This window comes from Oscillospiraceae bacterium (assembly GCA_015065085.1).
Taxonomy (GTDB): domain Bacteria; phylum Bacillota; class Clostridia; order Oscillospirales; family SIG627; genus SIG627.
In genome coordinates this window covers 144,666-170,968 of sequence record SVQW01000002.1, presented here as the reverse complement: position 1 = coordinate 170,968, position 26,303 = coordinate 144,666, and the positions used below count along the sequence as shown (strand labels likewise).

At 44.3% G+C, this 26,303-nt stretch carries 22 protein-coding genes; all 22 read left to right on the top strand.

The features are described from left to right. Positions 1-135 precede the first annotated feature (135 nt). Positions 136-993 (top strand): DMT family transporter, encoded by an 858-nt coding sequence (locus E7588_03335; protein MBE6688295.1) that lies wholly within the window; start codon positions 136-138, stop codon positions 991-993. Between the two features lie 133 nt (positions 994-1,126). Then, on the top strand, positions 1,127-2,026 hold the full coding sequence (locus tag E7588_03330; protein ID MBE6688294.1) for a YegS/Rv2252/BmrU family lipid kinase: 900 nt from the start codon (positions 1,127-1,129) through the stop codon (positions 2,024-2,026). A gap of 59 nt (positions 2,027-2,085) precedes the next feature. Next, positions 2,086-2,703, top strand: a complete 618-nt coding sequence (locus E7588_03325; GenBank protein MBE6688293.1) for a CPBP family intramembrane metalloprotease — start codon at positions 2,086-2,088, stop codon at positions 2,701-2,703. Between the two features lie 110 nt (positions 2,704-2,813). Then, the gene (locus E7588_03320) at positions 2,814-4,109 is read left to right on the top strand and encodes an MFS transporter (GenBank protein ID MBE6688292.1); all 1,296 of its coding nucleotides are present in this window, start codon (positions 2,814-2,816) and stop codon (positions 4,107-4,109) included. A 22-nt stretch (positions 4,110-4,131) separates the two neighbouring features. Then, positions 4,132-5,319: an amidohydrolase gene (locus E7588_03315; GenBank protein ID MBE6688291.1), complete on the top strand. Its 1,188-nt coding sequence runs from the start codon at positions 4,132-4,134 to the stop codon at positions 5,317-5,319. Positions 5,320-5,342: 23 nt separating this feature from the next. Continuing rightward, positions 5,343-6,356: a hypothetical protein gene (locus tag E7588_03310; GenBank protein MBE6688290.1), complete on the top strand. Its 1,014-nt coding sequence runs from the start codon at positions 5,343-5,345 to the stop codon at positions 6,354-6,356. Beyond that, a complete protein-coding gene (locus tag E7588_03305) occupies positions 6,295-7,659 on the top strand; it encodes an MFS transporter (protein ID MBE6688289.1) in 1,365 nt (454 codons plus the stop codon). Before E7588_03310 ends, E7588_03305 begins: the two co-directional genes overlap by 62 nt. Positions 7,660-7,694: 35 nt before the next feature. Next, on the top strand, positions 7,695-9,938 hold the full coding sequence (locus tag E7588_03300) for a hypothetical protein (GenBank protein MBE6688288.1): 2,244 nt from the start codon (positions 7,695-7,697) through the stop codon (positions 9,936-9,938). Positions 9,939-9,964: 26 nt separating this feature from the next. Next, positions 9,965-11,071 carry an exo-alpha-sialidase gene (locus E7588_03295; protein MBE6688287.1) on the top strand — a complete coding sequence of 369 codons (1,107 nt, stop codon included), beginning with the start codon at positions 9,965-9,967 and terminating at the stop codon, positions 11,069-11,071. A gap of 17 nt (positions 11,072-11,088) precedes the next feature. Further along, positions 11,089-12,285: a hypothetical protein gene (locus E7588_03290; GenBank protein ID MBE6688286.1), complete on the top strand. Its 1,197-nt coding sequence runs from the start codon at positions 11,089-11,091 to the stop codon at positions 12,283-12,285. 24 nt (positions 12,286-12,309) lie between these two features. Then, complete coding sequence (locus tag E7588_03285; protein MBE6688285.1) at positions 12,310-13,755, top strand: hypothetical protein; 1,446 nt, start codon at positions 12,310-12,312, stop codon at positions 13,753-13,755. Positions 13,756-13,773: 18 nt separating this feature from the next. Next, on the top strand, positions 13,774-14,559 hold the full coding sequence (locus E7588_03280; GenBank protein MBE6688284.1) for a PHP domain-containing protein: 786 nt from the start codon (positions 13,774-13,776) through the stop codon (positions 14,557-14,559). Between the two features lie 111 nt (positions 14,560-14,670). After that, positions 14,671-15,723: a hypothetical protein gene (locus E7588_03275; protein ID MBE6688283.1), complete on the top strand. Its 1,053-nt coding sequence runs from the start codon at positions 14,671-14,673 to the stop codon at positions 15,721-15,723. A gap of 10 nt (positions 15,724-15,733) precedes the next feature. After that, on the top strand, positions 15,734-16,195 hold the full coding sequence (locus E7588_03270; protein MBE6688282.1) for an S-ribosylhomocysteine lyase: 462 nt from the start codon (positions 15,734-15,736) through the stop codon (positions 16,193-16,195). Positions 16,196-16,226: 31 nt separating this feature from the next. Then, positions 16,227-17,195: a hypothetical protein gene (locus tag E7588_03265; GenBank protein ID MBE6688281.1), complete on the top strand. Its 969-nt coding sequence runs from the start codon at positions 16,227-16,229 to the stop codon at positions 17,193-17,195. Between the two features lie 18 nt (positions 17,196-17,213). Then, complete coding sequence (locus E7588_03260) at positions 17,214-18,155, top strand: AEC family transporter (protein MBE6688280.1); 942 nt, start codon at positions 17,214-17,216, stop codon at positions 18,153-18,155. A 69-nt stretch (positions 18,156-18,224) separates the two neighbouring features. Beyond that, on the top strand, positions 18,225-18,524 hold the full coding sequence (locus tag E7588_03255) for a Ryanodine receptor Ryr (protein MBE6688279.1): 300 nt from the start codon (positions 18,225-18,227) through the stop codon (positions 18,522-18,524). 2 nt (positions 18,525-18,526) lie between these two features. Continuing rightward, complete coding sequence (locus tag E7588_03250) at positions 18,527-22,045, top strand: AAA family ATPase (GenBank protein MBE6688278.1); 3,519 nt, start codon at positions 18,527-18,529, stop codon at positions 22,043-22,045. A 4-nt stretch (positions 22,046-22,049) separates the two neighbouring features. Beyond that, complete coding sequence (locus E7588_03245) at positions 22,050-22,682, top strand: phospholipase (GenBank protein ID MBE6688277.1); 633 nt, start codon at positions 22,050-22,052, stop codon at positions 22,680-22,682. Positions 22,683-22,702: 20 nt separating this feature from the next. Then, on the top strand, positions 22,703-24,988 hold the full coding sequence (locus E7588_03240) for a hypothetical protein (protein MBE6688276.1): 2,286 nt from the start codon (positions 22,703-22,705) through the stop codon (positions 24,986-24,988). 11 nt (positions 24,989-24,999) lie between these two features. Beyond that, positions 25,000-25,197: a hypothetical protein gene (locus E7588_03235; GenBank protein MBE6688275.1), complete on the top strand. Its 198-nt coding sequence runs from the start codon at positions 25,000-25,002 to the stop codon at positions 25,195-25,197. 17 nt (positions 25,198-25,214) lie between these two features. Next, positions 25,215-26,273 (top strand): tartrate dehydrogenase, encoded by a 1,059-nt coding sequence (locus E7588_03230; protein ID MBE6688274.1) that lies wholly within the window; start codon positions 25,215-25,217, stop codon positions 26,271-26,273. Positions 26,274-26,303 lie beyond the last annotated feature (30 nt).

The window sequence follows — 26,303 nt, the reverse complement described above, 5'->3', positions numbered from 1 at the left end:
GGTATCCGGATTATACAGTCTTTATATGATGAATTCACTATGTGAATTCATCAGCGATATAAATTCCTGACGGAATTTGCAATATACCCGACAGTGTGATTTGTACGGTAACGTGTGCGGAAAAGAGGAAAACCAATGGAATATATACTTGTTATTTTGCTGGGGGTACTGTCCAGTTCAAAAATGAGCTTTCAGACGGCATTCAGCAAGAAAAACGTAAAAAACTCAGCCGATGCGCTGTGCTTTAATATTTTTGTGTTCATATTCTCGGCGCTTCTTTTTCTTCCACGGGTTTTCGGATGTTCGCCGACGGTGTGGCTGTATGCCCTTGCCGGTGCGGTGTGTACGGTTGCATTTCAGCTTTTGTACACCAAGGCATTGTCGATCGGAAACGTGTCTTTGACCGTATTGATAGTAAACTTCAGTATGGTGGTGTGCGTCATTATTTCGTATTTTGTTTTTGATGAGCCCATTTCGCTCATACGCTTTATTGCAATCATTCTGACAATACTGTCATTTATAATCTGTAATGGCGGTGGTAAGCAATCGCAGGGTAATCGGGGAAAATGGCTGATGCTTACTCTGTTTGCCATGCTGTCAACCTCGCTGGGCACATCGGTGCAGAAGTTCTTTGGCGAATCTCCCATCGGGAATGAAAATCAGGCATTTATTTCCTGCCTTTATATGTGGGCAGCCGTTATAGGAATTCTTGTTTTTCCCATTTTGAGAAAAAGGGAAAAACTGAATTTCAAAATCGAATTTGGTGTGATAAAATATGCCGCCGCGGTAGGGCTTTCTCTTGCGGTGTATCAGATGATTTATACATACGGCATTGCAAATATCGACGGAACCTTTCTTTTTCCTGCCCAAACGGGAGCAACAATAGTTTTTGCCACCCTTTCGGGAGTGCTGATTTTTAAAGACAGATTTACAAGACGGCAGACGGTGGGCGTAATTCTCGGTTTGGTTTCGCTTGTAATGATGAGCTTTTAAATAATTTGCGGCAGTACACAATATTCAATGGATGGATTATCAAAACACAAAATATAAAAATAAAACAGTAAAGTTTTGTTTAAATAAAAGCGGAGTGATATGATTTGAAAAAAACAAAAATCTTTTACTCATAATGAATCCATGTGCCGGTACCAGAAAAGCAAATAAGTATTTAACCGATATTCTTGTGCTGTTCGGCAAAAACGGCTATAATACAACGGTGCATCTTACCGAATCGGTGGGGGACGCCGGGAGATTTGCAAGTAAAAACTCCAAAGGCTATGACCTTGTGGTGGCAATAGGCGGCGACGGTACCTTCAATGAGGTTGTTGAAGGAGTGCTGAAGTCAGGCACCGATACACAAATCGGTTATATTCCCGCCGGCAGTACCAACGATTTTGCTAACAGCCTTAAGCTGTCAAAAAACATTATGAAGGCTGCGGACGATATAATGAAGGGTACTGCCCGTGAAATAGACATCGGCTCTTTTAACGGCAGAAGTTTTTCTTATGTGGCGTCCTTCGGCGCATTCACCGAGATTTCCTACAAAACACCCCAGAACGCCAAAAATACACTTGGTTATCTTGCTTATGCGTTTGAGGGAATAAAGGATATTGCAAATTTAAAAAGCAAGCATCTGCGCTTTACGGCGGACGGCACTGTTATAGAGGATGATTTTATTTTCGGCGCTATCTGCAACTCCACTTCTGTGGGGGGTGTACTTAACCTGGATCCCAAAACGGTGGATTTGAGCGACGGTATGTTTGAACTTTTGTTGATAAGACTGCCCAAGGACCTTTTCGAGCTTAATGAAATCGTTATTGCACTAAGCTCCAAAAAATATAAAACAAAAATGATAACATTCATGAGTGCAAGCAGCATTACCGTCGAAACACAAGAAAACATAAACTGGACTTTGGACGGCGAATATGCCGAGGGCGAAAAGATTATCAAAGTGAAAAATCTCAATAAGGCAATACGGATTATCACCCATAGGGATACTGCGGCCGTGCCCGATAAAGGAGAAAAATGAAAAACAATATCAAAAAACCGATTTTAATGGTGTCGCTCATAGTAGCGTTCTGTGCCGTTATGGCGGTTATCGACGGAGTACTCAAGGCAGACTATTTCACCAAATCGGTCATAAAGCTTGTATTGTTTCTGGTGCTTCCTGCACTGTATTCATTTTATGACAGGAATATAAAAATAAAAGAGATATTCAAGCCCGATAAAAAGGGAGTGAAGCTTGCACTCATACTTGCCGTTTTGGTGTATGTGGTTATTCTGGGTGGTTACCTGCTTCTCAGAGGAGTGTTTGATTTTTCGGCAGTTACGGGTTCACTGACAAATAATATCGGTGTTACGGGGAATAACTTTATATACGTTTCACTGTATATATCCTTTGTGAATTCGCTTCTGGAGGAATTTTTCTTCCGCGGATTTGCTTTCCTGACACTCAAAAGAATAACGGGCAAAAAATTTGCCTATCTGTTCAGCGCAGCAGTATTTGCGGTGTACCACATAGCCATGATGGTGGGCTGGTTCAAGCCTGATGTATTCATTATCATTATGGCGGGGCTTTTCGCGGGCGGTTTGATTTTCAATTATCTCAATGAAAAAAGCGGTACTGTCTATCCCTCCTGGCTGGTACATATGTTTGCCAATTTTGCAATAAATACGGTTGGCTTTATATTGTTTGGCATAATTTGATTATAAAAACGGTATTCATAAATATTAACAGCCGCAGGCTTTATCGCCGATAAACCAAAATCAGTTTAAGCAAGAATCAAATAAATATCCATTCTGTAAGGAGAAAAAATATGCAGCAAAATACATACGGATATTCACAGAAAGACTATGGTAAGTTCAAAAAATATGCCTGGCTTATGCTTCTCAGCTTCGGTCTTACATATCTGTTTTTCTATAACGGAAGACAGAATATAAATCTTGTCATGACGCAGATGGCAGAGGGGCTCGGCTCTTCTACGGCGGCTCTGGGCGTTGTGTCTTCGGCACTTTTCTGGTGCTATGCTTTCGGACAGCTCATTAACGGCAGACTGGGTGCGTTTTTTGGATATAAACGCTTTATGATGATAGGCATTATCGCCTCTGCCGTGATAAATGTAATAATTTCTTTCCAGACTTCAATACCTGTTATTGCGGTACTGTGGGGACTAAACGGCTTTTTCCAGTCCACCGTGTGGGCGAACGGCCTGGGTGTTCTGAATAAATGGTGGCCCAAGGAAAAACGCGGATTTGCTTCCGGACTGACGACCGCTTTTTCCGGTATGGCGCAGGTTGTTACATATCTTACCATACTCCTTTGCATGGACTGGAATCCCGAGTGGGGCTGGCGAGCGGCGTTCAGATATCCCATGATACCAATGGTACTGATGCTTATTGCTTTTGCGGCATTCTTCAAGGAAAAGCCCGAAGATGTGGGGCTTAAGGCTTTTGAAGAAACGGATGCGACGGCGGCACAACGCGATGCGGAGCTTGCCAAATCTATTGACGAAAAGGGCTATCTTTACCCGTATAAAGTGCTTTTCACTGAGCCTAAGGTGCTCGTTTTCTGCCTTATTTCCGCTATTGCGGGTGTGGGACGTTACGGACTTCTGACCTGGGTTCCCACGTACTTCATGGAAGAACTGGGATTGTCCATAAAGAGCGGAATTTTCAGCTCCATACTGCTTCCTTTCGGGCAGGCATGTGCAATGTTTGTGTTCCCGTTTATTACAGATAAGATATTCAAAGGAAAACGCGAACCAATGCTTATTCTTGCGTCGGTAATCACATTCTTCGGAATGATTCTGTTCCCGTTCATAAGGAGCCAGGGCGCAGCATCGGCTATGCTGTTCATTCTGGGCGTGTTTGCCATGGTTACGGGTGTTATATGGGCAATAGCGGGTGATATGGGCGGAAGAGCTTTTTCCTCAACCATCGTGGGTGTATTTGACTGGGCAGTATATATGGGTGCTGCTATTCAGGCTTCAATTTTCGGCTTCGTAAAGGACACTTTCGGCTGGACTGCTGTTTTTGCCACCATCGGATGTCTTTATATAATTCTCCTGGCGCTTACTTTGTTTGCGAGAAAAATGAAAACCAAACGCATTTAAAAATACACAAAGCGGTGATTGTATGTCAGAATCAATAATTGATAAAATAAGAAAAAATGAAAAAAAGCTTATTGATATGCGGCGCAATTTGCACAGATATCCCGAAATCGGCGAAAGGCTGCCCAAAACACGGAAAATTGTGTGCAGTGCGTTGGATGCCTTGGGTATACCGTATAAGCTTAATGAGTCGGATGACGGTATTGTTGCCGAAATAAGGGGCAAAAGCGGCGGAAAAACAATTGCATTTCGTGCAGATATGGATGGACTTCACATAAATGAGGGTACGGGACTTGAGTTTCGCTCGGAAATTGAAGGTCAGATGCATGGATGCGGACATGATGCACATACCGCAATACTTCTTGCGGCGGCGGAGGTGCTCAATGAATATAAAAACGAATTGAACGGAACTGTTCGTCTGCTGTTTCAGACCGGTGAGGAAACCGGAACGGGTGCACTTAACATGATTTCCGAGGGTGCGCTGGAGTGTGTTGATGCGATTTGTGCTCTTCATGTGGGCAATCTGGCAGGAGACAAACTGTCCGCAGGTACTCTGGCAGTGCTTTCGGGACCGGTTACGGCGGGTAAGGACAAATTCACCATCACCGTAAAAGGCAAGGGAACACATTCCGCTTTTCCCGAAAAGGGCATTGACCCCATTCTCATAGCGGCAAGAATTGTAAATGCCTGTGAAGAGATTTTTGCAAGAGAGCTTCCGGCGGGAACGGCTGCGGTGCTGTCTTTCGGAAGCTTTCATGCAGGTATAGACCATAATACCATTCCCGATACCGCCGTACTCAAAGGCAGTACAAGAGTACAGAATCCCGAAACACGTGAGTTTATAGGGGAAAGATTGAAATGCATATGCACTCACATTGCCTCGGCGTTTGGGGCAGAGTGCGATGTGGAATTGAAAAAGGGCTCTGCCACCGTTGTCAACGATGAGGCGTTGAGCAACCTTGTGTATAAAGCAGTGAGTGAAAAATTGGGCGAAGAAAAGGTTGTATCAAAAGTTTCATCTGCACTTATGGGGTCGGATGATTTTGCAAACTATGCCCAAAAAGTGCCGGGAGTGTATTTCTTTCTGTGCACCAATAACTCTGACAAGGGAATAACCAATGCCAATCACAATCCTGCTTTTGACGTGGACGAGGACGTGCTTTGGCGGGGTGTTGCGGCGTACTGTGCCATTGCAATGGAATATCTCAAATGATACTATAAAAGGTTGGTTAATGTATGGAACTCAGTTTTGAAAAAATAAAGGAAATCACAACAGGCGCAGTTCGTGTTGAATTGCGGGACGGATTGATACATTTTTACAGATTCACAAAGGATCAGGAGCAATTTTACAAGACAACAAATCCTGATTTTTATATGAAGAGTCTTTCTTCGGCGGGAATAAAATTCTTGTTTGAAACAAACAGCGAAAGCCTGCTTGTGAAGGGGATTACGGCGCAGGGATCTTCGCGTAAGTATTTTTCGATTGATGTATTTGCCGATAAAAAAACCGTCGGCTGTATTGATAATTTTTCACATATGGAAATTCCGGATAACTACGCGGGCATAAATGCCGGATTGGGCGGTTTTGAAAAGGAATTTAAGCTTGGCGGCGGAACAAAAACGGTATGTATACATCTGCCCTGGTCGGTAAGCACGGCAATAGAAAAACTTACGGTTGATGATAACGCTTTTATCAAGGCATTGAAGCCCCCGAAGAAGCTGATTGCATACGGCGATTCCATAACCCACGGCTACGATGCTCTGCGCCCGTCAAACCGCTATATTGCAATGCTTGCGGAAGCGATGAATGCGGAGGAATTCAACAAGGCTATCGGTGCAGAGAGGTTTTCACCCGAGCTGGCACAGCTTAAAGACAGTTTTGAGCCGGATTACATAACCGTAGCATATGGAACAAACGACTGGAGCGTTTATGACGAACAGACCTTCAAGAGCAAGTGCAAGGGCTTTTACACGAATCTCAGAAAAAGCCACCCCACTGCAAAGATATTTGCAATATCACCCATATGGCGCAGCGATATGCATGAAAAAAGAGACCTCGGTCCCTTTGAAAGCGTCAGCAGATATATAAAAGAATTGGCGGAAAGTATGGATAATACGGTATTTGTTGACGGCATTGATTTTGTGCCTCACGATTCAAAGTATTACGCTGATTTGCGGCTTCACCCCAATGACAGCGGTTTTGAGCACTATTTTAACAATCTCTACGATAAAATCAAATCACAGCTTTAATCAGGTTGGTTTAAACATTATGAAAAACAAGTATTTAAAAAATCAAAAATTAAGTCTTGCGTTGTTTCTCAGTCTTGCAATTTTATATGCCATAATTTACATGACCAAAAATTGTTACAGTGCCGCAATGGTACGACTGGTGGAGGAGGGAGTTCTCACCAAAAGCCAGACGGGCACCATTTCAGCCATGTTTTATCTGATATATGCACCCTTTCAGATATTGGGAGGTATGGCGGCAGATAAATACTCGCCATATAAGCTTATTACCATAGGTTTTATAGGTGCTGCGGTTGCAAACGTACTTATAACCTTAAACAGCAATTATTATTTCATGATGGCCGTGTGGGCGCTCAACGGTATTGTGCAGTTCGGCGTATGGCCGGGTGTTTTCAAAATAGTTGCTTCTTGCCTTGCGCCCGAGCACAGATACAACGGTGTGTTTTACATAAACTTTTCGTCCACTTTGGGACTTATAATGAGCTATTTGCTCGCAGGTTCGGTTTCGGGCTGGAAAATGAATTTCACGGTTTCGGCAATCGTTCTGGCAGTATGCTCGGTTTACTGGATAGTTGCCGGAAAATTCTTTGATATTAAAATGGTGAAAAACGAAAATATTGATCATACCGCCCCAAACGTGACAGAGCAAAAAACCGAGAGGAATAAAAAAGATGCGGGTTTTGCAAAGGTTATGATAACCAGCGGTATGTGCTTTCTCCTTCCGCTTACTGTATTGCAGTCGGTGTTCTTTCTCGGTGTACCGTCCGTGACGCCCAGTATGCTTGCCGAAAGCTATGACGGTGTTTCTTCCGCTGTTGCAAGTGTAATTACGGTTATTCCGATAGTTTTGGGTGTTGTCGGCAAGCTTCTTATAAAGTGCATATACCGAAAAAAAGTATACAACGAATGTATGACCATTATGATTTGCCTTATGTCTCTTTTGCCTATATTCGGCGTAATGCTTTTTGTTGGCAAAATAAATGTATGGCTTATGCTTCTGATGGTTTCGCTTGTGGTAATGATTTCCTCCGCATCCGCTACCATACCTTTTTCCCATATGACAATGCGGTTTTCAAAAATGGGGAAATCGGCAACGGTTTCGGGACTGCTTAATGCCACGACCTCTCTGGGAATAGTTGTTGCAAACTACGTTTCTCCCAGAGTGGCTGATGCGTTTGACAATAACTGGGTACCTGTTGTTGCGGTGTGGATGGCATTTGCGGCGGTATCGGTGCTTCTTGCTTTTATATCGTATTTCTTCTGGAAGAAATTTATAAAATCCGACCAGTGTTCATCAATTGAATAACAATTAAAATAAATACATTAACATGAGGTGATTTTATGAACATCAATAAGTTTATTAAAGCAACCAATGAGTTTAATACCTTTGAAAAAAATGTTCCCGCACCGTATCTGAGAAAAAGCTTTGTTTCGGATACTGATTCAACGGCTAAGATAGTTATAGCGGCATGCGGATTTTACGAATTGTATTTCAACGGAAAGAGATACACCAAGGGCTATCTTGCACCATATATATCCAACACCGATGACTACATTTATTGCGATGAGTACGAAATTCCCGTTGATAAAGGGGAAAACGTAATCGGGCTTCTTCTGGGCAACGGTTTCCAGAATAACCCCGGCGGACATATATGGGATTTTGATAAGGCACCTTTCCGAAGTGCCCCTCTTGTCGCCATGACACTCAGCTATAAATCGGCTGACGGCAACGAGATTGTGGTGGAAACCGACAGTACATTTAAAACATTTCCGTCTCCAATACTTTCTGATGATTACCGCTTTGGTGAATACTATGATGCAAACTGTGAAATTTCGGGCTGGAACGAAAAGAACTTTGATGACAGTGCATGGAATAATGCAATAGAAACACTCCCTCCGAGAGGTGAGCTTCGTCTGTGTACGGTTGAACCCATTGTTAAGGAAACCGAAATAAAGCCCGTTGAAATCATAAAAGCGGAGGATGGATATATCTATGACTTCGGCATTGTGAATGCCGGTATCTGCCGCCTCAATATAAAGGGCGAAAAAGGTCAGAAGGTGGAAATGGTACACTTTGAGGGCCTTGATAAAAACGGCGAGCCGCTTTTGAAGAATCTGTGGTTCAACCAGAAATGGGATTTCGATAAGGACATAGTTCATAAAGATATTTATGTGTGCAACGGCTCGGGAAATGAGACCTACACCCCAACATTTGTTTACCACGGCTTCCGCTATGTAAAGGTTACCGGAATAACTCCCGGGCAGGCTACCAAGGAGCTTCTTACATATCTTGTAATACATTCAAATATTAAATCCCGCGGAGGGTTTACCTGTTCCGATAAAACCGTTAACACACTTCAGGAAATAACCCGCAGAAGCGATATCTCAAACTTCCATTATTTTCCCACGGACTGCCCTCAGCGTGAGAAAAACGGCTGGACTGCTGATGCGGCACTGTCCTGCGAGCACGTTATGCTGAACTTTGCTCCCGAAAAAAGCTACAAAGAATGGTTAAAAAATATTTGCAAGGCTCAGAACGAACTTGGTGCTCTTCCGGGAATTATTCCCACCACCGGATGGGGCTTCCACTGGGGCAACGGACCTGCATGGGACTGCGTGCTGGCATATCTGCCTTACTACATGTACATTTACCGTGGTGATACCGATACAATAAAAGACTGTGCCCATGCGTTCATGAAATATCTGCACTATCTCACAACACGCAATGACGCGGACGGAACTATACACATAGGTCTTGGCGACTGGTGTCATATCAACGATATCCGTCCTCCCAAGGCTCCTCTGGTAGTTACCGATACCGTTATTTCCATGGATATAGCCAATAAGATGGCGGTTATGTTTGATGCCGTAGGCATGGTGCCTCAGCGTGATTTTGCTTTGACTGTTGCGGGCAATTATAAGGCGGCTATACGCAAAAACCTTATCGATTTTGAAACAATGACCGTCAAGGGAAGCTGTCAGAGCAGCCAGGCGATGTGCATTTATTATGGTGTATTCACTCCCGAGGAAACCGAAAAAGCCGTTGAGCGCCTTATTGATTTTGTTCATGAGGCGGATGAACATATAGATATAGGTGTTTTGGGCGCAAGGGTTATTTTCCACGTGCTTTCCCGTTTCGGTTACACCGACCTTGCACTGAAAATGATAATAAGACCCGACTTCCCCTCCTACGGTAACTGGATTGCGCAGGGTGCTACCACGCTTTGGGAAAGATTCCTGACCGACAGAGTAGACTCCATGAACCACCATTTCTGGGGCGATATCAGCGCATGGTTTATAAAATGCCTTGCAGGTATACAATTCAACCCCAATCTCAACGATATTTCCGAGGTGGATATAAGACCTTGCTTTGCCACCGCTCTTGACAATGCCGAGGGCTATTATGAAGCACCTATGGGCAAGATTGTTTCGGGCTGGAAGAAGGAAAACGGAAAGATAACTCTTACGCTGGAAATACCCGATGGTGTGAAAGCCACTGCATATCTGGAAAATGGCTTTGCGTTCGAGGACGGCACAGCGTGCAAAAAGGTGGCTTCCGGTCAGTATACGGTAAAATGTCTTTAAAGCTGTAAGTCACGAGGGACTTCGAAATGAATAATAACGCATCAAAAATCCAATGTGAACTGCTCATGTATCCCACGGACGAAAAGTATTCAGAAAAAATACGTCATTTTCAGGGCTGTCCCACTCTTGCCGTAACAAAAGGCGGAAGAATATTTGCAGGCTGGTATTCCGGTGGAACGCGCGAGCCGCACATGGATAACTATAACCTGCTCATTTACAGCGATGATAAAGGCAAGACCTGGTCACATCCCGTACTGGTTATACCCGGTAATAAAGAAAAATTCATTCACGCGCTGGACATTCAGCTTTGGACATCTCCCGAGGGCAAGCTTTATGTGTTCTGGGTGCAGAACAATACCGCTTACGAAACAGACCCCAAGCCCGAGAACTTAAAGCCCAATCAGCCGTGGGTCTGTGTGGACGGATATCAGTTCCCTGATTTTCTGCATGCGGAGTGGGTGAGTGTATGTGATGAACCGGATGCAGAGGTGCTGAGCTTTTCACAGCCGAGATATCTTGATATAGGTTTTTTACGTTGCAAGCCGCTTGTTACAAAAAGCGGCAGATGGATAAATTTCAATTATGACCAGATGAGCGAACGATACGGTTACAGTATTTCGGACAACAACGGCAAGAGCTACACACATCTTTACGGCGCTGAAAAAGTCAGCACCCCTTTTGATGAGGCTATGGCGTATCAGAAAGAAGACGGCACAATACGTATGTTCGCAAGAACAGATGTGGGATACCTTGCACAAAGCGTTTCCCACGATGACGGAAACACCTGGGAAAAGGCTGAAAACAGCGGAATTGTGGCGGCAAACAGCAGGTTCTATGTGTCACGCACACCAAGCGGAAGAGTGTTGCTTGTACTTAACGATGACAGCAAAACACGCTGTAAAATGACGGCGTATCTTTCGGAAGATGACGGCGAAACATGGAAGTACAAAAAGCTGATAGACCCAAGACCGGATATTTCCTATCCCGATATCGACTTTCACGACGGAAGGATTTATCTTACCTATGACCGCGAAAGAACAGGGGCAAAGGAAATACTTTTCACCTCTTTCACCGAAGATGATATAATGGACGACAGCTATGAGTTCAAAATAGATGTAATCAGCAAAGCATAGCTGAAAGGAAGTGAAAAATGAAGGATCTTAGTATAGATTTAAACCTTACGCATTCTTTGTACTATGAATCCAACAAGTGGAAAAACACTGTCGGATTTGTAAAAAAGGTGAAGGAAAAATACTGTGATGCATATGTTTATGACTCTAAGTCAAACAAGACCGAGCAGTATCTCAAGGACCTCAGCGTTGCAGAGAATTTTCTGCACGGCGGAATGCAGACTTATGATGTCTGTCGTGTGTTTCTGACGGAGCATAAGCCCAAAAATATGAAGGAAGAGGGCATAAGCGACTGGATAACCATGATTGCTTATTTTCCGGAGCTTAATATAGTAGCTCTTTCCTTTCACTATTCCCTCAAGAATACCGATACCGACAATATAATAAAGCTCCGCCAGAGCGGAGGAATAAAGCAGTATGATTTCGGATTTGGAAAAATGTCCTGTTATCAGCTTGCGGAAGATATCTGCTCCGCTCTGGGAATTACTGCCGAGCGTTCTGAGTACAGCACTCTTTGCGAAATAACAAAAATCGGTAATTACCAGACGGCACAGTCACTTGAAGAAGCAGAAAAAAAGCGTTTGTACGGATTTATAACGGGAGATGAGGGATATGAATTTGTTTCGGACAATCTGGCAAGTGACCGATTGAAGCTTAGCTGGAGCAGCCGCGATTTCATGAGAATTTACGCCTTCGGTCAGTCTTTTCTGTTTATAAACCTCATAGGCACAAAACGGCACAATGAGTATATAGAGCATCAGAAAGAATACGGAGTTAATGCCTACGGTGCCGTAAACCCGTATTTTCTTATGGGAGAGTGCCCGTTAACAGTAAATCACGGAATACTGTTTTCGGTGGAATTCGCCATGACGCTCAAGGCGTTGGTGAATAATGTTCTGAGCTATCAGAGCAAGTTTTACAAAAAGAAAAAAATATTTTTCTTTCTGCGTATGGGCAAGACCCGCGATTTGAGAAGAAAGATAATAATGGTGCTGGAAAAGGTGGAAAGGGCTGAAATTTCCGAAATCGGTCAGCTCAGCGCAATGCTTCTGGAAAGCCAGCATATTGCCCCCATTGTCGAGCAGGTAAAGGACCTTCTGGAAATGCTGGAAAGCGACCTGGAGCTTGCCCATTCCGAGTTCAACAACGTCCTTGTATTTATACTGACTGTTGTGGGACTTGTGCTGGCACTGTGGGAAATATTTCTGAGTATGTAAAAAGAATTTGAAGAGGTGTTTTATATGAAAAAGTTTCTTGTTTGTATGTTACTTCTGACAGTATGTATTTTTACTGCTTTGGCTTACGAAAATGAGACAGTGACAGTGCTTTTGGACGGTGAAATAGTAGAATTTGACGTGAAACCGCAGATAATAGGCGGAAGAACTATGGTTCCGTTACGTGCTGTTTTTGAAAAGATGGGTGCAGTTGTTGAATGGGATGATCCTACCAGAACCGTTACTGCAACCAAGGGCGATAAAACGGTTGTTGCCACTATCGGAAGCAACATTATGTACATTAACGGCACCGAATACGCTATGGATGTGGCACCGCTTCTTTTGGGCGGAAGAACTCTTGCGCCTGCACGCTTTGTTGCGGAAGCGTTTGATGGCAAGGTGCTGTGGTCGGATAAGATGAGAGAAGCTTATATTTTCAGCGTCGAAGGTTCGGACGAGGAGGATGTGAAAATGGCGGAATACCAGATTTGGCTGGAGGGTATTGCTTATCCCTCATATAAGTTGCTTGGCAAAAGTACCCCCGGCTTTGTAGGCCGTTGGTTTGAAAAGGATATTGACGGTGTAAAGCACAATGTCACTCTGTCAGACGGAAGCACCTTCCACTTTATGACGGACGGCGCAAACAGCTTTGATGTGAATTTTACCGTCATAACCACAGGCAAAACACCGTTCTTTGCTTATTCAATAGACGGTGCACAGCCCATACGTCAGCATATAACAATTCCCACGGTTCAGCTCCCCGACAACGGCAAACATACGGTTTGTATATGGGCGGACGGTATGACCGAGGGCGAAGGCAAATGGGTTGAGGAAAAGGGTTTTGCACTTAAGGATATTACGGTAAATGACGGTAAGGTTTACGGAATAATTCCTCAGAACAAGGTTATTGCGTACTACGGCGACAGCATAACCGAAGGCATACGTGCCCTCAATATGCTTGCAGACAGCGACGGAAACAGCGCTACTCATGCATATCCTTATTATTGCTCAAAAATGCTGGGCGCGGTTACTCACAGTGTGGGCTATGGCGCTACGGGTATTATTTCCGTCGGCTCCTTTAACACCTTTATCAACGCCATTACCAATATCAGCGAAAACGTAAGCGAGATCGAGGGTTTTGTTCCCGATGTTATCGTTATTAACCACGGTACAAACGACTCACGGTTCGCAGATAACCAGTTTAAAAACGAACTTAAAAAGGCGCTGGATGTCATGGTTGAGAAGTATCCCTCCACTCCCATTTTCTATGCAATTCCCTTCGGTCAGCAGAAGGCAGGTCTTATCCGCTTTGTAACCGAGGAATATGAGAATATAACCGTTGTGGAAACCAAGGACTGGAATATTACCTTTATCGACGGCGTTCATCCCGACGGAGCGGGTGCCCAGGTTGCCGGTATAAACCTTGCAAAGGCAATACTTGAAAAACTGGGCGAGGAATTTTTCAGAGTGTAAATCAGGAAAGGCAATATCATGACATACAACTACCACACACATACCTTTATGTGCTCCCATGCTACCGGAACGCCCGAGGAGTATATACTCAGAGCAATTGATTGCGGAATAACGCACATGGGATTTTCAGATCATGCACCATTTATATGCTCATGCGGAAAGGAAGCAGGTTACAGAGTACCGACGGCAAGGGTAGGGGAATATTTTTCCATGCTCACCGGTCTTCGTGAAAAATATAAGGACAAGATTGACATCAAAATCGGCTTTGAAATGGAATATTACCCTGAAAAGTTCAATGATATGTTCAATTTTGTCAAAAAAAGCGGAGCGGAATATCTGATTCTGGGCGAGCATTACATGCACGAGGAGCTTCCCGACGGAATTCATTGCAACAAGAGAACCGAAGATGAAGGGGTGCTCGAAGAGTATGTAAATTGTATTGTTTCAGGTATTAAAAGCGGCGTATTCACATATATTGCACATCCCGATATGGTGAGATTTACGGGGAACGAAGCGGTATATAACGAAAAAATGCGTAGAATATGTGTTAACTCCCGCGAGTATAATGTTCCGTTGGAATTGAACTTTTTGGGAATACGCGACGGGCGCAACTATCCGTACGGAAGCTTTTGGGAAATGGCAGGTCAGGAAAAATGTCCTGTGGTTTTCGGCTTTGATGCCCATGATGTGAATGCGGCATTTGACGGCGAATCGCTTAAGAAAGCTTATGAGATGGTTGAAAAATACGGGCTTAACTATATTGGCAGACCCACTGTTACGGATATACAGAAAAAAGATGTATAATACTGACGCAAAAAACAGGCAACAGCCTGTTTTTTTGTGTTTTAATGTTGATTTTTCGCTTTATATGTTGTATAATGTATCGGTAAAAGTATGACTTTGGGAGAGATAAGTATGTGTAATATAGCTGGATATATAGGAAAAAGAAGAGCTGCACCCATTCTGTGTGAAATGATGAAAAAACAGGAAGGCTATGGCGGTGGTTATTATACGGGCATTACCACCCATGACGGCAAAAAGCTCAACAGCGTAAAGGTAGTGGGTGACATGGCTGATTTTCTCAACGAAACCGACGGCATAAAATTTGAGGGGAATATGGGTTTTCTTCACAGCCGTTCAAAATCAGGCGGAGATGTACGGTGGGGTCATCCCTTTGTAAGCTCCGACGGAACTCTTTCGTATATTGCCAACGGCACCGCAGGAGTTTTTCTCAACGAGGAAACGGATAAAAAGCGCTGTGAATTAGCTCTGGAGCTGGAGAAAAAAGGATACGTATTTTCTTCTAAAACCGAGGGTGTTATCAGCAATTACCCGCACCTTTCGGATGGTACCGCAATACACATGAGCGACCTTGCGTGTCAGCACATATCCTGTCTTGTGAATAACGGCATGGCAACCGACGAGGCTATGAGCTGTTCATTTTCATATATTCCGTCCGAGGTGGTTGGGCTGGTGATGCGCCAACAGATTCCGGACAGAATTTTTGTTACCCGCATTAATTTTCCCATGATGATAGGCATTTCCGAGGATGGAGATACCTATCTTGCGACCACTGCACTGGCATTTCCCGAGGATGTGAAGTTCAGAATTATCGAATCCCTTCCGCCGGCATCAACGGTAGAAGTGTTTGAAGGCGGTTATAAGCTTTCGCCACACGCCCTTGCAATACGGAGCATCGCACCTCTTACCCCGGATATATGGCACCGTGTATATGTACGTCTGGAAGAATTTCTGACAGGCAGACAAAGTGATCCTGTCGCTGTTCAGGATGCAATTGATGCTTGTGATGATATATGGGATAAGGACAGTGTTCCACAGTCGTCGGTAGCAGTGTATGAGGTGTTGCGTGCCTTTAAAAAGGAGGGCCGACTGCATACTGTCCGCGTGGAGGCGCAGGGAGCCTTTGATGGCTATAAAACAGATAATTTTAAGATTTACATAAGGTAAGGAAAAAACGATGAAAAAAATCGAAAGCTTTAAGGTCAACCACGATATTCTTGAAAGAGGCGTGTATATTTCACGCATCGACGGCGATGTTGTAACATACGATATCCGTGTGAAGAAGCCCAACGGAGGGGATTACCTGACCAACGGCTCCATGCATACCATGGAGCATATATTTGCAACATACGTGAGAAACAGCCGTTTCGGCGAAAGTGTGATATACTTCGGTCCAATGGGCTGCAGAACGGGCTTTTATCTTTTGCTCCGCGATACAGTCAGCCGTGCCGATGCACTTGAGCTGGTGAAGGACGCCTTTAGCTTCACGGCGAATTATGAAGGTGAAATTCCGGGAAATACAAAAATTGAATGCGGAAATTACCTTGAGCATGACCTCGAAACTGCAAAATCCGAGGCGCGTGGGATGCTGCCGGTACTTGAAAATCTGGGTACCGACGACATGATATATAAAGAATAACACACAAATAAAAAATTGCGAGGTCAGATAAATGGAAATTTTTGGTTTGACGCTCAATCAGATGCTGTTGATGTTCACTTTTATTGTGCTGGGAATTGTGCTCAGAAAGAGTAATATACTTCCCTCCAATGCTTATGTCACCATGTCGCGTCTGGAGACCTACATATTTGTTCCTGCACTAAGCCTGCATAATCAGATGACTAACTGTACCGTTGAAACCTTTAAAGAAAACTCCAAGCTGATTCTGTACGGCGCTGTTGTAGTGGCTGTGGCTGTCGCCGCGGCGTACCCGCTGTCTGCATTGTTTGTCAGACGCCACCGTGAAAGTGCCGAGCTTGCCTATCAGCGTAATATCTATAAATATGCACTTACCTTCGGCAACTACGGATTTATGGGTAACTTTATTGTACTGGGTGTATGGGGAAGCGAAATGTTTTTCAAATACTCCATGTTTACCCTGATAGTAGGTATAATTTGCAGCAGTTGGGGACTTTACATACTCATTCCCAAGGAACAGAATGCAGGTGTTATAAAAAACATCATGAAGGGATTTCTTGCACCTCCAATGCTGGCGCTTGTTGTGGGTGTCGCTTTCGGACTTCTCAATTTAAAACGCTTTGTGCCGGAATTTTTGCTTACGGCGTTTTCCAACGCGGGAAGCTGTATGGGCCCTGTTGCTATGGTGCTGGCAGGTGTTGTTATCGGCGGATATGAGTTCAAAAGTCTGTTTGTCAATAAAAAAGTCTATATTGTTACAGCAGCAAGACTTATAGTCATTCCTGCCGTTATAGTTTCAATACTGAAGCTTTTGGGAACAAATGACGAAATCGTTTCACTGGCGCTTGTTGCTTTTGCAACACCGCTGGGAATGAACACCATTGTATACCCTGCGGCATACGGCGGAGATACCAAAACAGGTGCCGCCATGACCATGATATCTCACACACTGGCGGTCATAACAATACCTCTTATGTATCTTTTGTTTGTTGTTGTACTTTAACGGATTTAAGGAGAATTTATGGAAAGTCTCAAGTTGTCATTTGACTCTATAATGCCCATATTCATACTTATGCTGGTAGGCTATGTGCTTAAAAATCTTAAAGTAGCCGACCAAAAGGTTTTTGACGGCATAAATAAGCTTGTATTCAAGGTGTTTTTGCCGGTACTGCTGTTTTATAATATCTATAAAACAGAGTCGGGCGATGTGTTTGACATAAAGCTCATTGTTTTTACCGAAATATGCGTTATAGCCGTGTTTACGGCGGGCTATTTCTTCGTCAAATCAGTAACAAAGGACAATACCCGACGCGGCGTTATGCTTCAGGGCTTTTTCCGCTCTAACTTTGCAATTCTCGGTGTGCCTCTTGCGGACTATATCTGCTCGGATAAAACCACGGGTCTTACCTCGCTTATGGTTGCGATAGTTGTGCCCACCTTCAATGTGCTTGCAGTGGTTTGCCTGGAACGTTTCCGCGACGGAAATGTAAATTTCAAAAAGCTCATCAAAGGAATTATTACCAACCCTCTTATAATAGGCTGTCTTATCGGTGTATTGTTTTTTGCAACCGGCTTGAAAATGCCTCAGCTTATTGAAAAGTCGGTGAGCGATATTTCAAAGGCTGCAACCCCTCTTGCCATAATAACACTGGGTGCAAGCTTCACTTTTTCAAGCATAAAGGGATACGAAAAAGAAAACCTTATAATTCTTTCGGCAAGGCTTATCATAGTTCCCGTTATAGCTCTTACGGCGGCGGTGCTTATGGGCTTTCGCGGAGAGCCTCTTGTGTGCCTGCTGGTCACCTTCGGCTCGCCTGTTGCCGTTTCATCATTCACTATGGCACAGCAGATGGGCGGTGACGAAAAGCTGGCGGCGCAAGCGGTGGTATTGACCTCTGCCTTCTGCCTTGTTACTCTTTTCGGATGGATATTCATTCTTAATTCGCTGGGACTTTTCTACTGATGATAAATAAAATTTGAATTGCCTGTCGCATAAGAAGCATTTTCAGAATTCTATAATAACGGAGAAAATATGTATACACCAAAACCCATAAATACAGATAATATAAGTCTTGACCGCGAGCTTATTGAGCTTACGGAAAAAATAGCCGAAAATGTTCATGAAACCTGGGCAAAGGCGCGTATTGCCGAGGGCTGGACATTAGGCGAAAAAAGGGACGACATAAAAAAGACCACACCCTGCCTTGTGCCGTATAATGAGCTTCCCGAATCAGAAAAGGAATACGACCGCATAACGGCAATCGGGACGCTGAAGCTTATAATCGCACTGGGATATAAAATAGAAAAAAATGATTCAAAAGGGGATATTTAATAATGGCTGAAATAAAAAACAGTGCTTTGCTGGATTCGTTGCTGTCTTACTCAAAGTTTATAGGCAACAATACTTTGGGAATTCTCACGGTGGAGCGGTTTCTTCTGGCGGTAATAAAAACGGTGCAGGAAAGTACCGGAACGAAAGAAACGGCGATAATAACAATCTTTAAGGAAATATTCATTAAAAACGGAATAGACATGGATGTTGCTTCCGACATACTCAATGAGTATGTGTCCGACCCCAAATCTACGGGATTCCTGGATGAATTGTATATGAAGCGTAAATTGAAGGAAGCAACCGAAAAAGCGGTTGAAAAAAAGCATCCCTGCCTTACCCCCGAGCTGCTTCTCGAGGTCATATTTGCCGTTCCCAACGAAAGAATAAGAAATTGTATACGTAAAAGCTACGGCACCGAATGGGAATCGGGCAAGAAAAACGGCAATGAAGGTGAAAAACCGCTTTCTTCGATTTCAGATGAAGAAAAGAAAAAAATAAAAGAAAATTTTGCCAAAAAATTCAAAATGGATTGCGATGAAGATGTCGCTTTGGAAGAAAAGAAGCCCGCAAAAAAGCCTCAGCCCGAGGTGAAGCTGCCTCAGGAAAAGCTGCCTGACAATCCCAAGGAAAAGATGGAATACCTTGTAAACAAGGTGAAGAATATACAAAAGGCACTGTCCGGTAAAATTTTCGGACAGGATAATGCCATAAGCGTTTTTGCCTCGGGGTATTTTCGCTCCGAGCTTCTCGCACTTACCGACAAAACCCGCACCAGACCCCGCGCTACATTTCTTTTTGCGGGTCCTCCCGGAGTGGGAAAAACTTTTCTGGCGGAAAGTGCCGCAATGGAGCTGGGGCTTCCTTTCATGCGTTTTGATATGAGTGAGTATGCCGATAAGGAAGCAAATATTGAATTCTGCGGTTCGGACAAGGTATATAAAAACGGCAAGGCCGGTAATGTTACAAGCTTTGTTGAGAAGAACCCCAGATGCGTACTGCTGTTTGATGAAATTGAAAAGGCTCATATGTGCGTTATACATCTGTTCTTGCAGATGCTGGATGCAGGCAGACTGCGCGACAACTATACCGATAACGAGGTGTCCTTCTCGGATACCATAATAATACTTACCACCAATGCGGGAAAACAGCTTTATGAAAACTCCGAAAACGGAGATTTCTCATGCGTTACACGTAAGGTTATTCTAAAAGCACTTCAGAATGACAAAAATCCCGAAACGGGTGTTCCGTTTTTCCCGGGTGCCATATGCTCCCGCTTTGCTTCGGGAAACGTGGTTATGTTCAATCACATTTCAGCCCACAGCCTGCGCATGATTGCCAAGAATGAGGTATTGCGACATGCCCGCGACTTTGAGAACGAGATAGGTGTAAAGGTAGATATAGACGAAAAGGTGTATACTGCACTGCTGTTTGCAGAGGGCGGAGCTACGGATGCCAGAACGGTACGAAGCCGTGCGGAGGCGTTTTTTGACGATGAGCTTTTCGAGCTTTTCCGTCTTGCCGCATCAGACTCACTCAAAGGCTCTGTAAAAAAGATAAACAATATAAATATTACTCTTGATTTGCCAAGTGACAATGACGAGGTGCTGTCGCTCTTTGAAGGAATGGAGCCTCCAAAGGTTATCGTTTTCGCTCAGGAAGAGATTGCACAGCTGTGCAGTGACGCAAGATGCGGATGCAGTTTTATACATGTTTCTGACCTTGACAGTGCCAAAAAGGTAATACGGGAAAACGAAATAGCATTGGCGCTTTTTGATGTGAATTACGGCATAAGAAATCCGCTTAACGAGTATCTCAATGTAGAGGATGTGGATTCCTCCGCACGCGACTTTTTGCACTTTATACGCGAGAATTATAATCAGCTTCCCACGTATCTGCTGGAAACCCGCGCCCATCAGTTCAACGACGAGGAAAAGGTTTCCTTCATGCGCCAGGGCGTCAGGGGTGTAATAACTCTTGAGGGAAATAAAAAGAGCTTTTCGCAGGATATGGATATTATCTGTGCCGCCCTTCACCAGCAAAACAGCATGGAGACACTTGCAAAGGCCAATAAACTGGTGAGGTTTGAAACCGCCCAGTGCCTTAAGAACGGAGGCAAGACGGCTGAAATAAGACTTTTTGATTTCAGAATGGAGATCGCGCTTGATGCTGAGGATTCCGAGAATATACTCAGTAATGTGTCCAAGCCCAATATAAGCTTTGATAAAGTTATCGGTGCCGAGGATGCCAAGAAAGAGCTGAAATACTTTGCCGAATATCTCAGAAACCCCAAAAAGTACATAGGTACGGGTGTGAGAGCTCCCAGAGGTGTATTGCTTTACGGCCCGCCCGGCACGGGTAAAACCATGCTTGCAAAAGCAATGGCGAGTGAATCGGACGCTACTTTTATTACTGCCGAGGGAAACCAGTTTTTGAAAAAGTATGTAGGCGAAGGCCCCGAAAAGGTGCATGAGCTGTTCAGAACGGCAAGAAAATACGCGCCTGCCATAGTTTTTGTGGATGAAATAGATGCCATTGCCAAAGAACGTAAGGGCGGTGACAACAACAGCGGAGCAGAGGAAATTCTCACAGCGTTTCTTACGGAAATGGACGGCTTCAAGAACGATGTTACAAAGCCTGTGTTCGTATTGGCTGCCACCAATTTCGACGTAGAGCCGGGAAGTCCCAAGAGCCTTGACGGTGCGCTTATGCGCCGTTTTGACAGACGGGTATACATCGATTTGCCGAATAAGCAGGAACGAATCCGTTACATGAGGCTTAAAGCATCTGAAAACCCAATATACACCATCAGTGAAGAAAAAATTGAAAATATAGCCGTGCGTTCCACCGGCATGAGCCTTGCCGCACTGGAATCGGTTTTTGAAATGTCTTTAAGAACTGCCATCCGCGAGGGTGATATTAAGGTTACCGACGAAGCATTTGAGGAAGCCTTTGAAACCTTTACAAGCGGTGAAAAGAAAAAGTGGGATCCGTCTCAGCTGGAGCGCACCGCAAGACATGAAGCGGGACACGCCTTTATATGCTACGAAAGCGGTGAAACACCGTCATATCTTACGGTGGTTGCACGTGGCGACCACGGCGGATATATGCAACATGGTGATACCGAAAATAAAGGAAGCTACACAAAGGATGAGCTTGTCAGCCGTATACGCACTGCACTGGGCGGAAGAGCAGCGGAAATTGTTTATTACGGTAATAAGGACGGTATTTCCACAGGAGCAAGCGGAGATTTGAATTCTGCAACCAATATGGCACAGCACATAATCTGTACCTACGGCATGGACGAAGAATTCGGGCTTGCCACCATAGAAAGCGAGTCTGCAAGAAGCGGTGAGCTGTCACGCGAGGTCCGCTCATCGGTAAATAAGATACTTGCCGAACAGCTTCAGCTTGCTGTTGAAATAATAGAAAAGAACAGGAAAAAGATGGATGCACTGGTAGATGCACTGATAACCCAAAATCATCTTTCAGGTGCCGAAATCGAAAGTATACTGAAAGGCTGATTTTATGAAAAGAACAGAATGCAGAGGCTCACAATGGGCTTTCCCGTTTGTTAAGTATTCACCCGAAAACGAAAAAAGCAATCTCCCCCTTGTGGTCCAGCTTCACGGTGCGGGTGAAAGGGGCAAGGGCGGTGATGACCTATCAAAGGTGGATGTTCACGGCTTTTCGAAGCTTATGGCAAAAAACGAATATGATTGTATTTTTGTTATGCCTCAGTGCCCTCCTGATACTTTCTGGGCAGCAAAGGTGGAGTCGATAATAAGCTTCATTCAGAAGATTTCTGAGGAATTTGAGGTTGATAAGCAAAGAATTTATCTTACCGGTCTGAGTATGGGAGGCTACGGTACTTGGTTCACCGCAATGGCATGCCCCCGAATGTTTGCCGCTATATCGCCTGTATGCGGCGGCGGAATGCCCTGGAATGCAGGAGTGCTGGATATGCCGGTGTGGGTATTTCACGGTGTGGAGGACAGTGTTGTAAGCGTTGTCAATTCCGACCATATGGTACAAAGTATTAAAGCACGCGGAGGGGATGTTACCTATTCACGTGTTGAAGGTGTCGGACACAATGTCTGGGAGCACGCCTATAATGATAAGCTTATAGAATGGCTTATGAGCAAAAACAGGAAGCTGTAACGAAAGGAAGTAGAGATTTTATGGTATGGCCCCATGAATTGATAGGCGCACTTATGATGGCTGCGTTTTTGATGGTACTGGCAATGCTTGGCTGGTACATATATAAGATAATCAGGTACTTCTGCAAAAAGAATGAGTGCAGAACTGCTTTCTTCAATGAAAAAAGCGTATTTATAATTTCAGGAATACTTCTTTTGGCGGTATTTCTTATGAGGTATGCCGTAAGTCTGTACGTTGTACGATCGCCCGAAAGGGATGCTGTGGTATCTACCTGGTGGGAGGAACTGTTTTCTTCGGTTGTGGCATCGCTTCAGACCTTCAGTATGGATGCGGATTACGAGGGATATATGCAGAGCTTGAAGCAGGCTTCTCTTTATGCTTTCGGACGTGAGTGGATGTGTGTAGGCTTCAGAATATTTGCCTCTGTTCTCAATATTATCTCGCCCATTGCAGGGGGCGCAATAATACTGGATGTGCTGGTTAATATATTCCCCAAGCTTAAAGTATGGTGCATTATGAAATTTTCACGCCGTATGCGTTGCTATTTCAGCGAGCTTAATTCCCGCTCGGCAGTACTTGCTTCAAGTCTGTCCGAGAATAACGCAGACAGCCCCAAGCCCCTGATTATTTTTACCGACGCATATCATGATGACGAAAGCGAAAAGAGCAGTGAGCTTATTAAAACCGCAAAGTCAATGGGCGCTATCTGCCTGCAGGATGACATTTTACATGTAAAAAAGAAAAAGAATATTGAAAATAAGTATTTTCTTATTGATGAGCAGGAGATAAACAACCTTCACACTCTGACTAAAATGGCTGACGGCAAGGATGTGGGTTATCTCAAAAATTCCGAAATATTCATGTTTAGCCAGGATGATTCGTATGTTCTGGCAGAAAAGAGCTTTATTGAAATGCTTTCTTCAAGGCTTGAGGAAGGCGAAATGCCGTCGGTTACTCCCGCTCAGTGCTACCGCAAGCTGGCCTGCAATCTTTTGCAGAAGGTGCCGCTGTATCAGCCGCTTATCCACAGAAGAAAGCCGGGGCTTAATACCGACCTTAACGTAACTGTTTTCGGTACAGGTTCTATCGGAACCGAGGTACTTACCGGTACTTACTGGTGCGGACAGGTACTGGACAGTAAGCTCAGAATAAATGTTGTTGCCAATGAAACCAAGGAGGATTTTGAGGGAAGACTCAACCGCATAAATTGCGATATAATAAAATCCGCAACGGAAAATGACCCAATACTCGTCAAGAATAAAAGAGGAGAATTTTCTAATCCCTATTGCTCCTTCAGCTTTTTTGGCGCAGATGTGAGATTCGAAAACATTCCTCAGCTGCTCGAGAAAAAGAACAAGGACGGCATTTCTCTTCTTGACACCGACTATTTCGTTGTGGCATTGGGTTCGGACGAGCTTAATCTTACTGTTGCGGATGCGTTGCGACGTGAAATCGGAAAATATCATCTTGAATCCGCGCACAACAAAAAAACGGTCATAGCATACGCAATATATGATACTGAAATGTGCAAGGCGCTCAACAACGCAAGGCTCTTCACCTCTTCCAAAATGTTTTATCCCGACATATATATGTATGCTTTCGGCTCGATGGGCGAGATGTACAGTGCGGGAAATGTATTGAGTCCCGAACTGAGCATAAAGGCGGATTCGCTGGATGAAAAGTATAATTTTGCCGCGGATGCCGAAAAACGAGCTAAGAGTAACAAGAAGCGCACAAGGGATGATTACACCTTCTGGGCTAATTCGGCACGTGCGGTGCATATCCCGTATAAGATGTTTTCCTGTGGTATGGCAACCGCCTCTGTTTTTGACGAAAAGGACTATGATACTTATCTTGAAGCGCTCAAAAAGGATTACCAAAAGTATGAAAGCTTTGCAAAGGGCGATCTTGTTGTGACGGAGGATGCATGGATGCGTCACAGACTTGCCTGGCTGGAGCACCGCAGATGGAATGCTTTCATGCGCGTCAGCGGTTTCAGATTTACGGATATGTATGTGCATTACTACAAAGAATTCGGAACGCATAAAAGCCTTTCATTAAAGCTCCATCCATGTCTGGTGGAATGTGACGAAAGCGAAATGAAGCTTGAATTGACCGAAAAGGGCGAGCCGATTGACCGTGTGGCGGACGGCACAAAGACCGAGGCGCTTGATATGCTTGATGAAATCAGCCTTAAAATGCGTGAAGTAAAGATGGAAAAGAATAAAAAGGAAGAAAAAGAAGAGAACAAGGACTATTCCTATTACGACTTCAAAAAATACGATTATCCGTTTTATGACTTTTAATGCATGGAGGAATGGATGTGGCAGGCGAAAACAAAAATGCACAGTGCGAAACCTGTGCATATTACGACTACAATATTGATACCGAACAAAACGAATGTACCGTAAGCTTTGACGAGGACGAAATGGCGCGCATGGCATACGGCAAAAAGTACGATTGTCCGTATTATAAATTTTACGATGAGTATAAATTCGTTCGCAAGCAGAACTGAAAGGCAAGGTAAAAGATATGAAAAAATATAAAATAGCAGTTGTCGCAGGTGACGGAATCGGTCCCGAGGTACTCAGCGAGGGAATAAAGGTGCTTAACCGTGCATCAGAGCTGGACGGCGGTTTTTCCTTTGAATTTACACATTTCCCGTGGGGATGTAAATATTACCTTGAAAACGGCAGAATGATGCCGAAGGACGGAATAAAGATACTTTCTCAATTTGATGCTGTTTATCTCGGCGCGGTGGGCTATCCCGGCGTTCCCGACCATATTTCTCTCTGGGATCTTTTGCTTACAATACGCCATGAGTTCGATCAGTATGTAAACCTGCGCCCGGTCAAGCTGTTGAAGGGTGCACCCTGTCCGCTTAAAGATGTAAAGTGCAGTGATATTGATATGCTGGTAATACGTGAAAACAGCGAGGGCGAATATGCGGGCGAGGGTAACTGGCTTTTCAAGGGTCAGCCCAATGAAGTTGTGTTGCAGACGGGCGTTTTTTCACGTAAAGGAACAGAAAGAATTATACGCTATGCCTACGAAACGGCACGTGCAGCCGGCAAAAAGCTTACCAGCATTTCAAAAGGAAACGCTCTTAACTATTCTATGGTGTTCTGGGACAGTATTTTTGCCGAAGTAGGTAAGGAATATCCTGATGTAAAGACAGATTCGCTTCTGGTTGATGCGGCAAGCATGTTTTTTGTGAAGAACCCTTCACGATTTGAGGTGGTTGTTACCTCCAATTTGTTCGGCGATATAATTACCGACCTTGGTGCGGCAATTTCCGGCGGAATGGGACTTGCGGCAGGAGCAAATATAAATCCGGAGAGAAAATATCCCTCTATGTTTGAGCCTATCCACGGCTCGGCACCGGATATTGCGGGCAAACAGATTGCAAATCCTCTTGCTTCGGTATGGTCTGCAAGTCAGATGCTGGATTTCTTCGGTCATGAAGAATGGGGCAGGAAGCTGATTGATTCCATTGAACAGATTATGGTGGACGGCAAAGTACTCACTCCCGATATGGGTGGAAAAGCAACAACAAGTCAGGTAGGCGACGAGCTGGTAAGATTACTGTAAAAAATATGCTCCCGAAGCAAAGCTTCGGGA

Excerpts from the sequence above, each read along its gene's own strand:
- E7588_03335 (MBE6688295.1), top strand. The coding sequence starts at position 136 with ATGGAATATATACTTGTTATTTTGCTGGGGGTACTGTCCAGTTCAAAA.
- E7588_03330 (MBE6688294.1), top strand. The coding sequence starts at position 1,127 with ATGAATCCATGTGCCGGTACCAGAAAAGCAAATAAGTATTTAACCGAT.
- E7588_03325 (MBE6688293.1), top strand. The coding sequence starts at position 2,086 with ATGGCGGTTATCGACGGAGTACTCAAGGCAGACTATTTCACCAAATCG.
- E7588_03320 (MBE6688292.1), top strand. The coding sequence starts at position 2,814 with ATGCAGCAAAATACATACGGATATTCACAGAAAGACTATGGTAAGTTC.
- E7588_03315 (MBE6688291.1), top strand. The coding sequence starts at position 4,132 with ATGTCAGAATCAATAATTGATAAAATAAGAAAAAATGAAAAAAAGCTT.
- E7588_03310 (MBE6688290.1), top strand. The coding sequence starts at position 5,343 with ATGGAACTCAGTTTTGAAAAAATAAAGGAAATCACAACAGGCGCAGTT.
- E7588_03305 (MBE6688289.1), top strand. The coding sequence starts at position 6,295 with ATGACAGCGGTTTTGAGCACTATTTTAACAATCTCTACGATAAAATCA.
- E7588_03300 (MBE6688288.1), top strand. The coding sequence starts at position 7,695 with ATGAACATCAATAAGTTTATTAAAGCAACCAATGAGTTTAATACCTTT.
- E7588_03295 (MBE6688287.1), top strand. The coding sequence starts at position 9,965 with ATGAATAATAACGCATCAAAAATCCAATGTGAACTGCTCATGTATCCC.
- E7588_03290 (MBE6688286.1), top strand. The coding sequence starts at position 11,089 with ATGAAGGATCTTAGTATAGATTTAAACCTTACGCATTCTTTGTACTAT.
- E7588_03285 (MBE6688285.1), top strand. The coding sequence starts at position 12,310 with ATGAAAAAGTTTCTTGTTTGTATGTTACTTCTGACAGTATGTATTTTT.
- E7588_03280 (MBE6688284.1), top strand. The coding sequence starts at position 13,774 with ATGACATACAACTACCACACACATACCTTTATGTGCTCCCATGCTACC.
- E7588_03275 (MBE6688283.1), top strand. The coding sequence starts at position 14,671 with ATGTGTAATATAGCTGGATATATAGGAAAAAGAAGAGCTGCACCCATT.
- E7588_03270 (MBE6688282.1), top strand. The coding sequence starts at position 15,734 with ATGAAAAAAATCGAAAGCTTTAAGGTCAACCACGATATTCTTGAAAGA.
- E7588_03265 (MBE6688281.1), top strand. The coding sequence starts at position 16,227 with ATGGAAATTTTTGGTTTGACGCTCAATCAGATGCTGTTGATGTTCACT.
- E7588_03260 (MBE6688280.1), top strand. The coding sequence starts at position 17,214 with ATGGAAAGTCTCAAGTTGTCATTTGACTCTATAATGCCCATATTCATA.
- E7588_03255 (MBE6688279.1), top strand. The coding sequence starts at position 18,225 with ATGTATACACCAAAACCCATAAATACAGATAATATAAGTCTTGACCGC.
- E7588_03250 (MBE6688278.1), top strand. The coding sequence starts at position 18,527 with ATGGCTGAAATAAAAAACAGTGCTTTGCTGGATTCGTTGCTGTCTTAC.
- E7588_03245 (MBE6688277.1), top strand. The coding sequence starts at position 22,050 with ATGAAAAGAACAGAATGCAGAGGCTCACAATGGGCTTTCCCGTTTGTT.
- E7588_03240 (MBE6688276.1), top strand. The coding sequence starts at position 22,703 with ATGGTATGGCCCCATGAATTGATAGGCGCACTTATGATGGCTGCGTTT.
- E7588_03235 (MBE6688275.1), top strand. The coding sequence starts at position 25,000 with ATGGATGTGGCAGGCGAAAACAAAAATGCACAGTGCGAAACCTGTGCA.
- E7588_03230 (MBE6688274.1), top strand. The coding sequence starts at position 25,215 with ATGAAAAAATATAAAATAGCAGTTGTCGCAGGTGACGGAATCGGTCCC.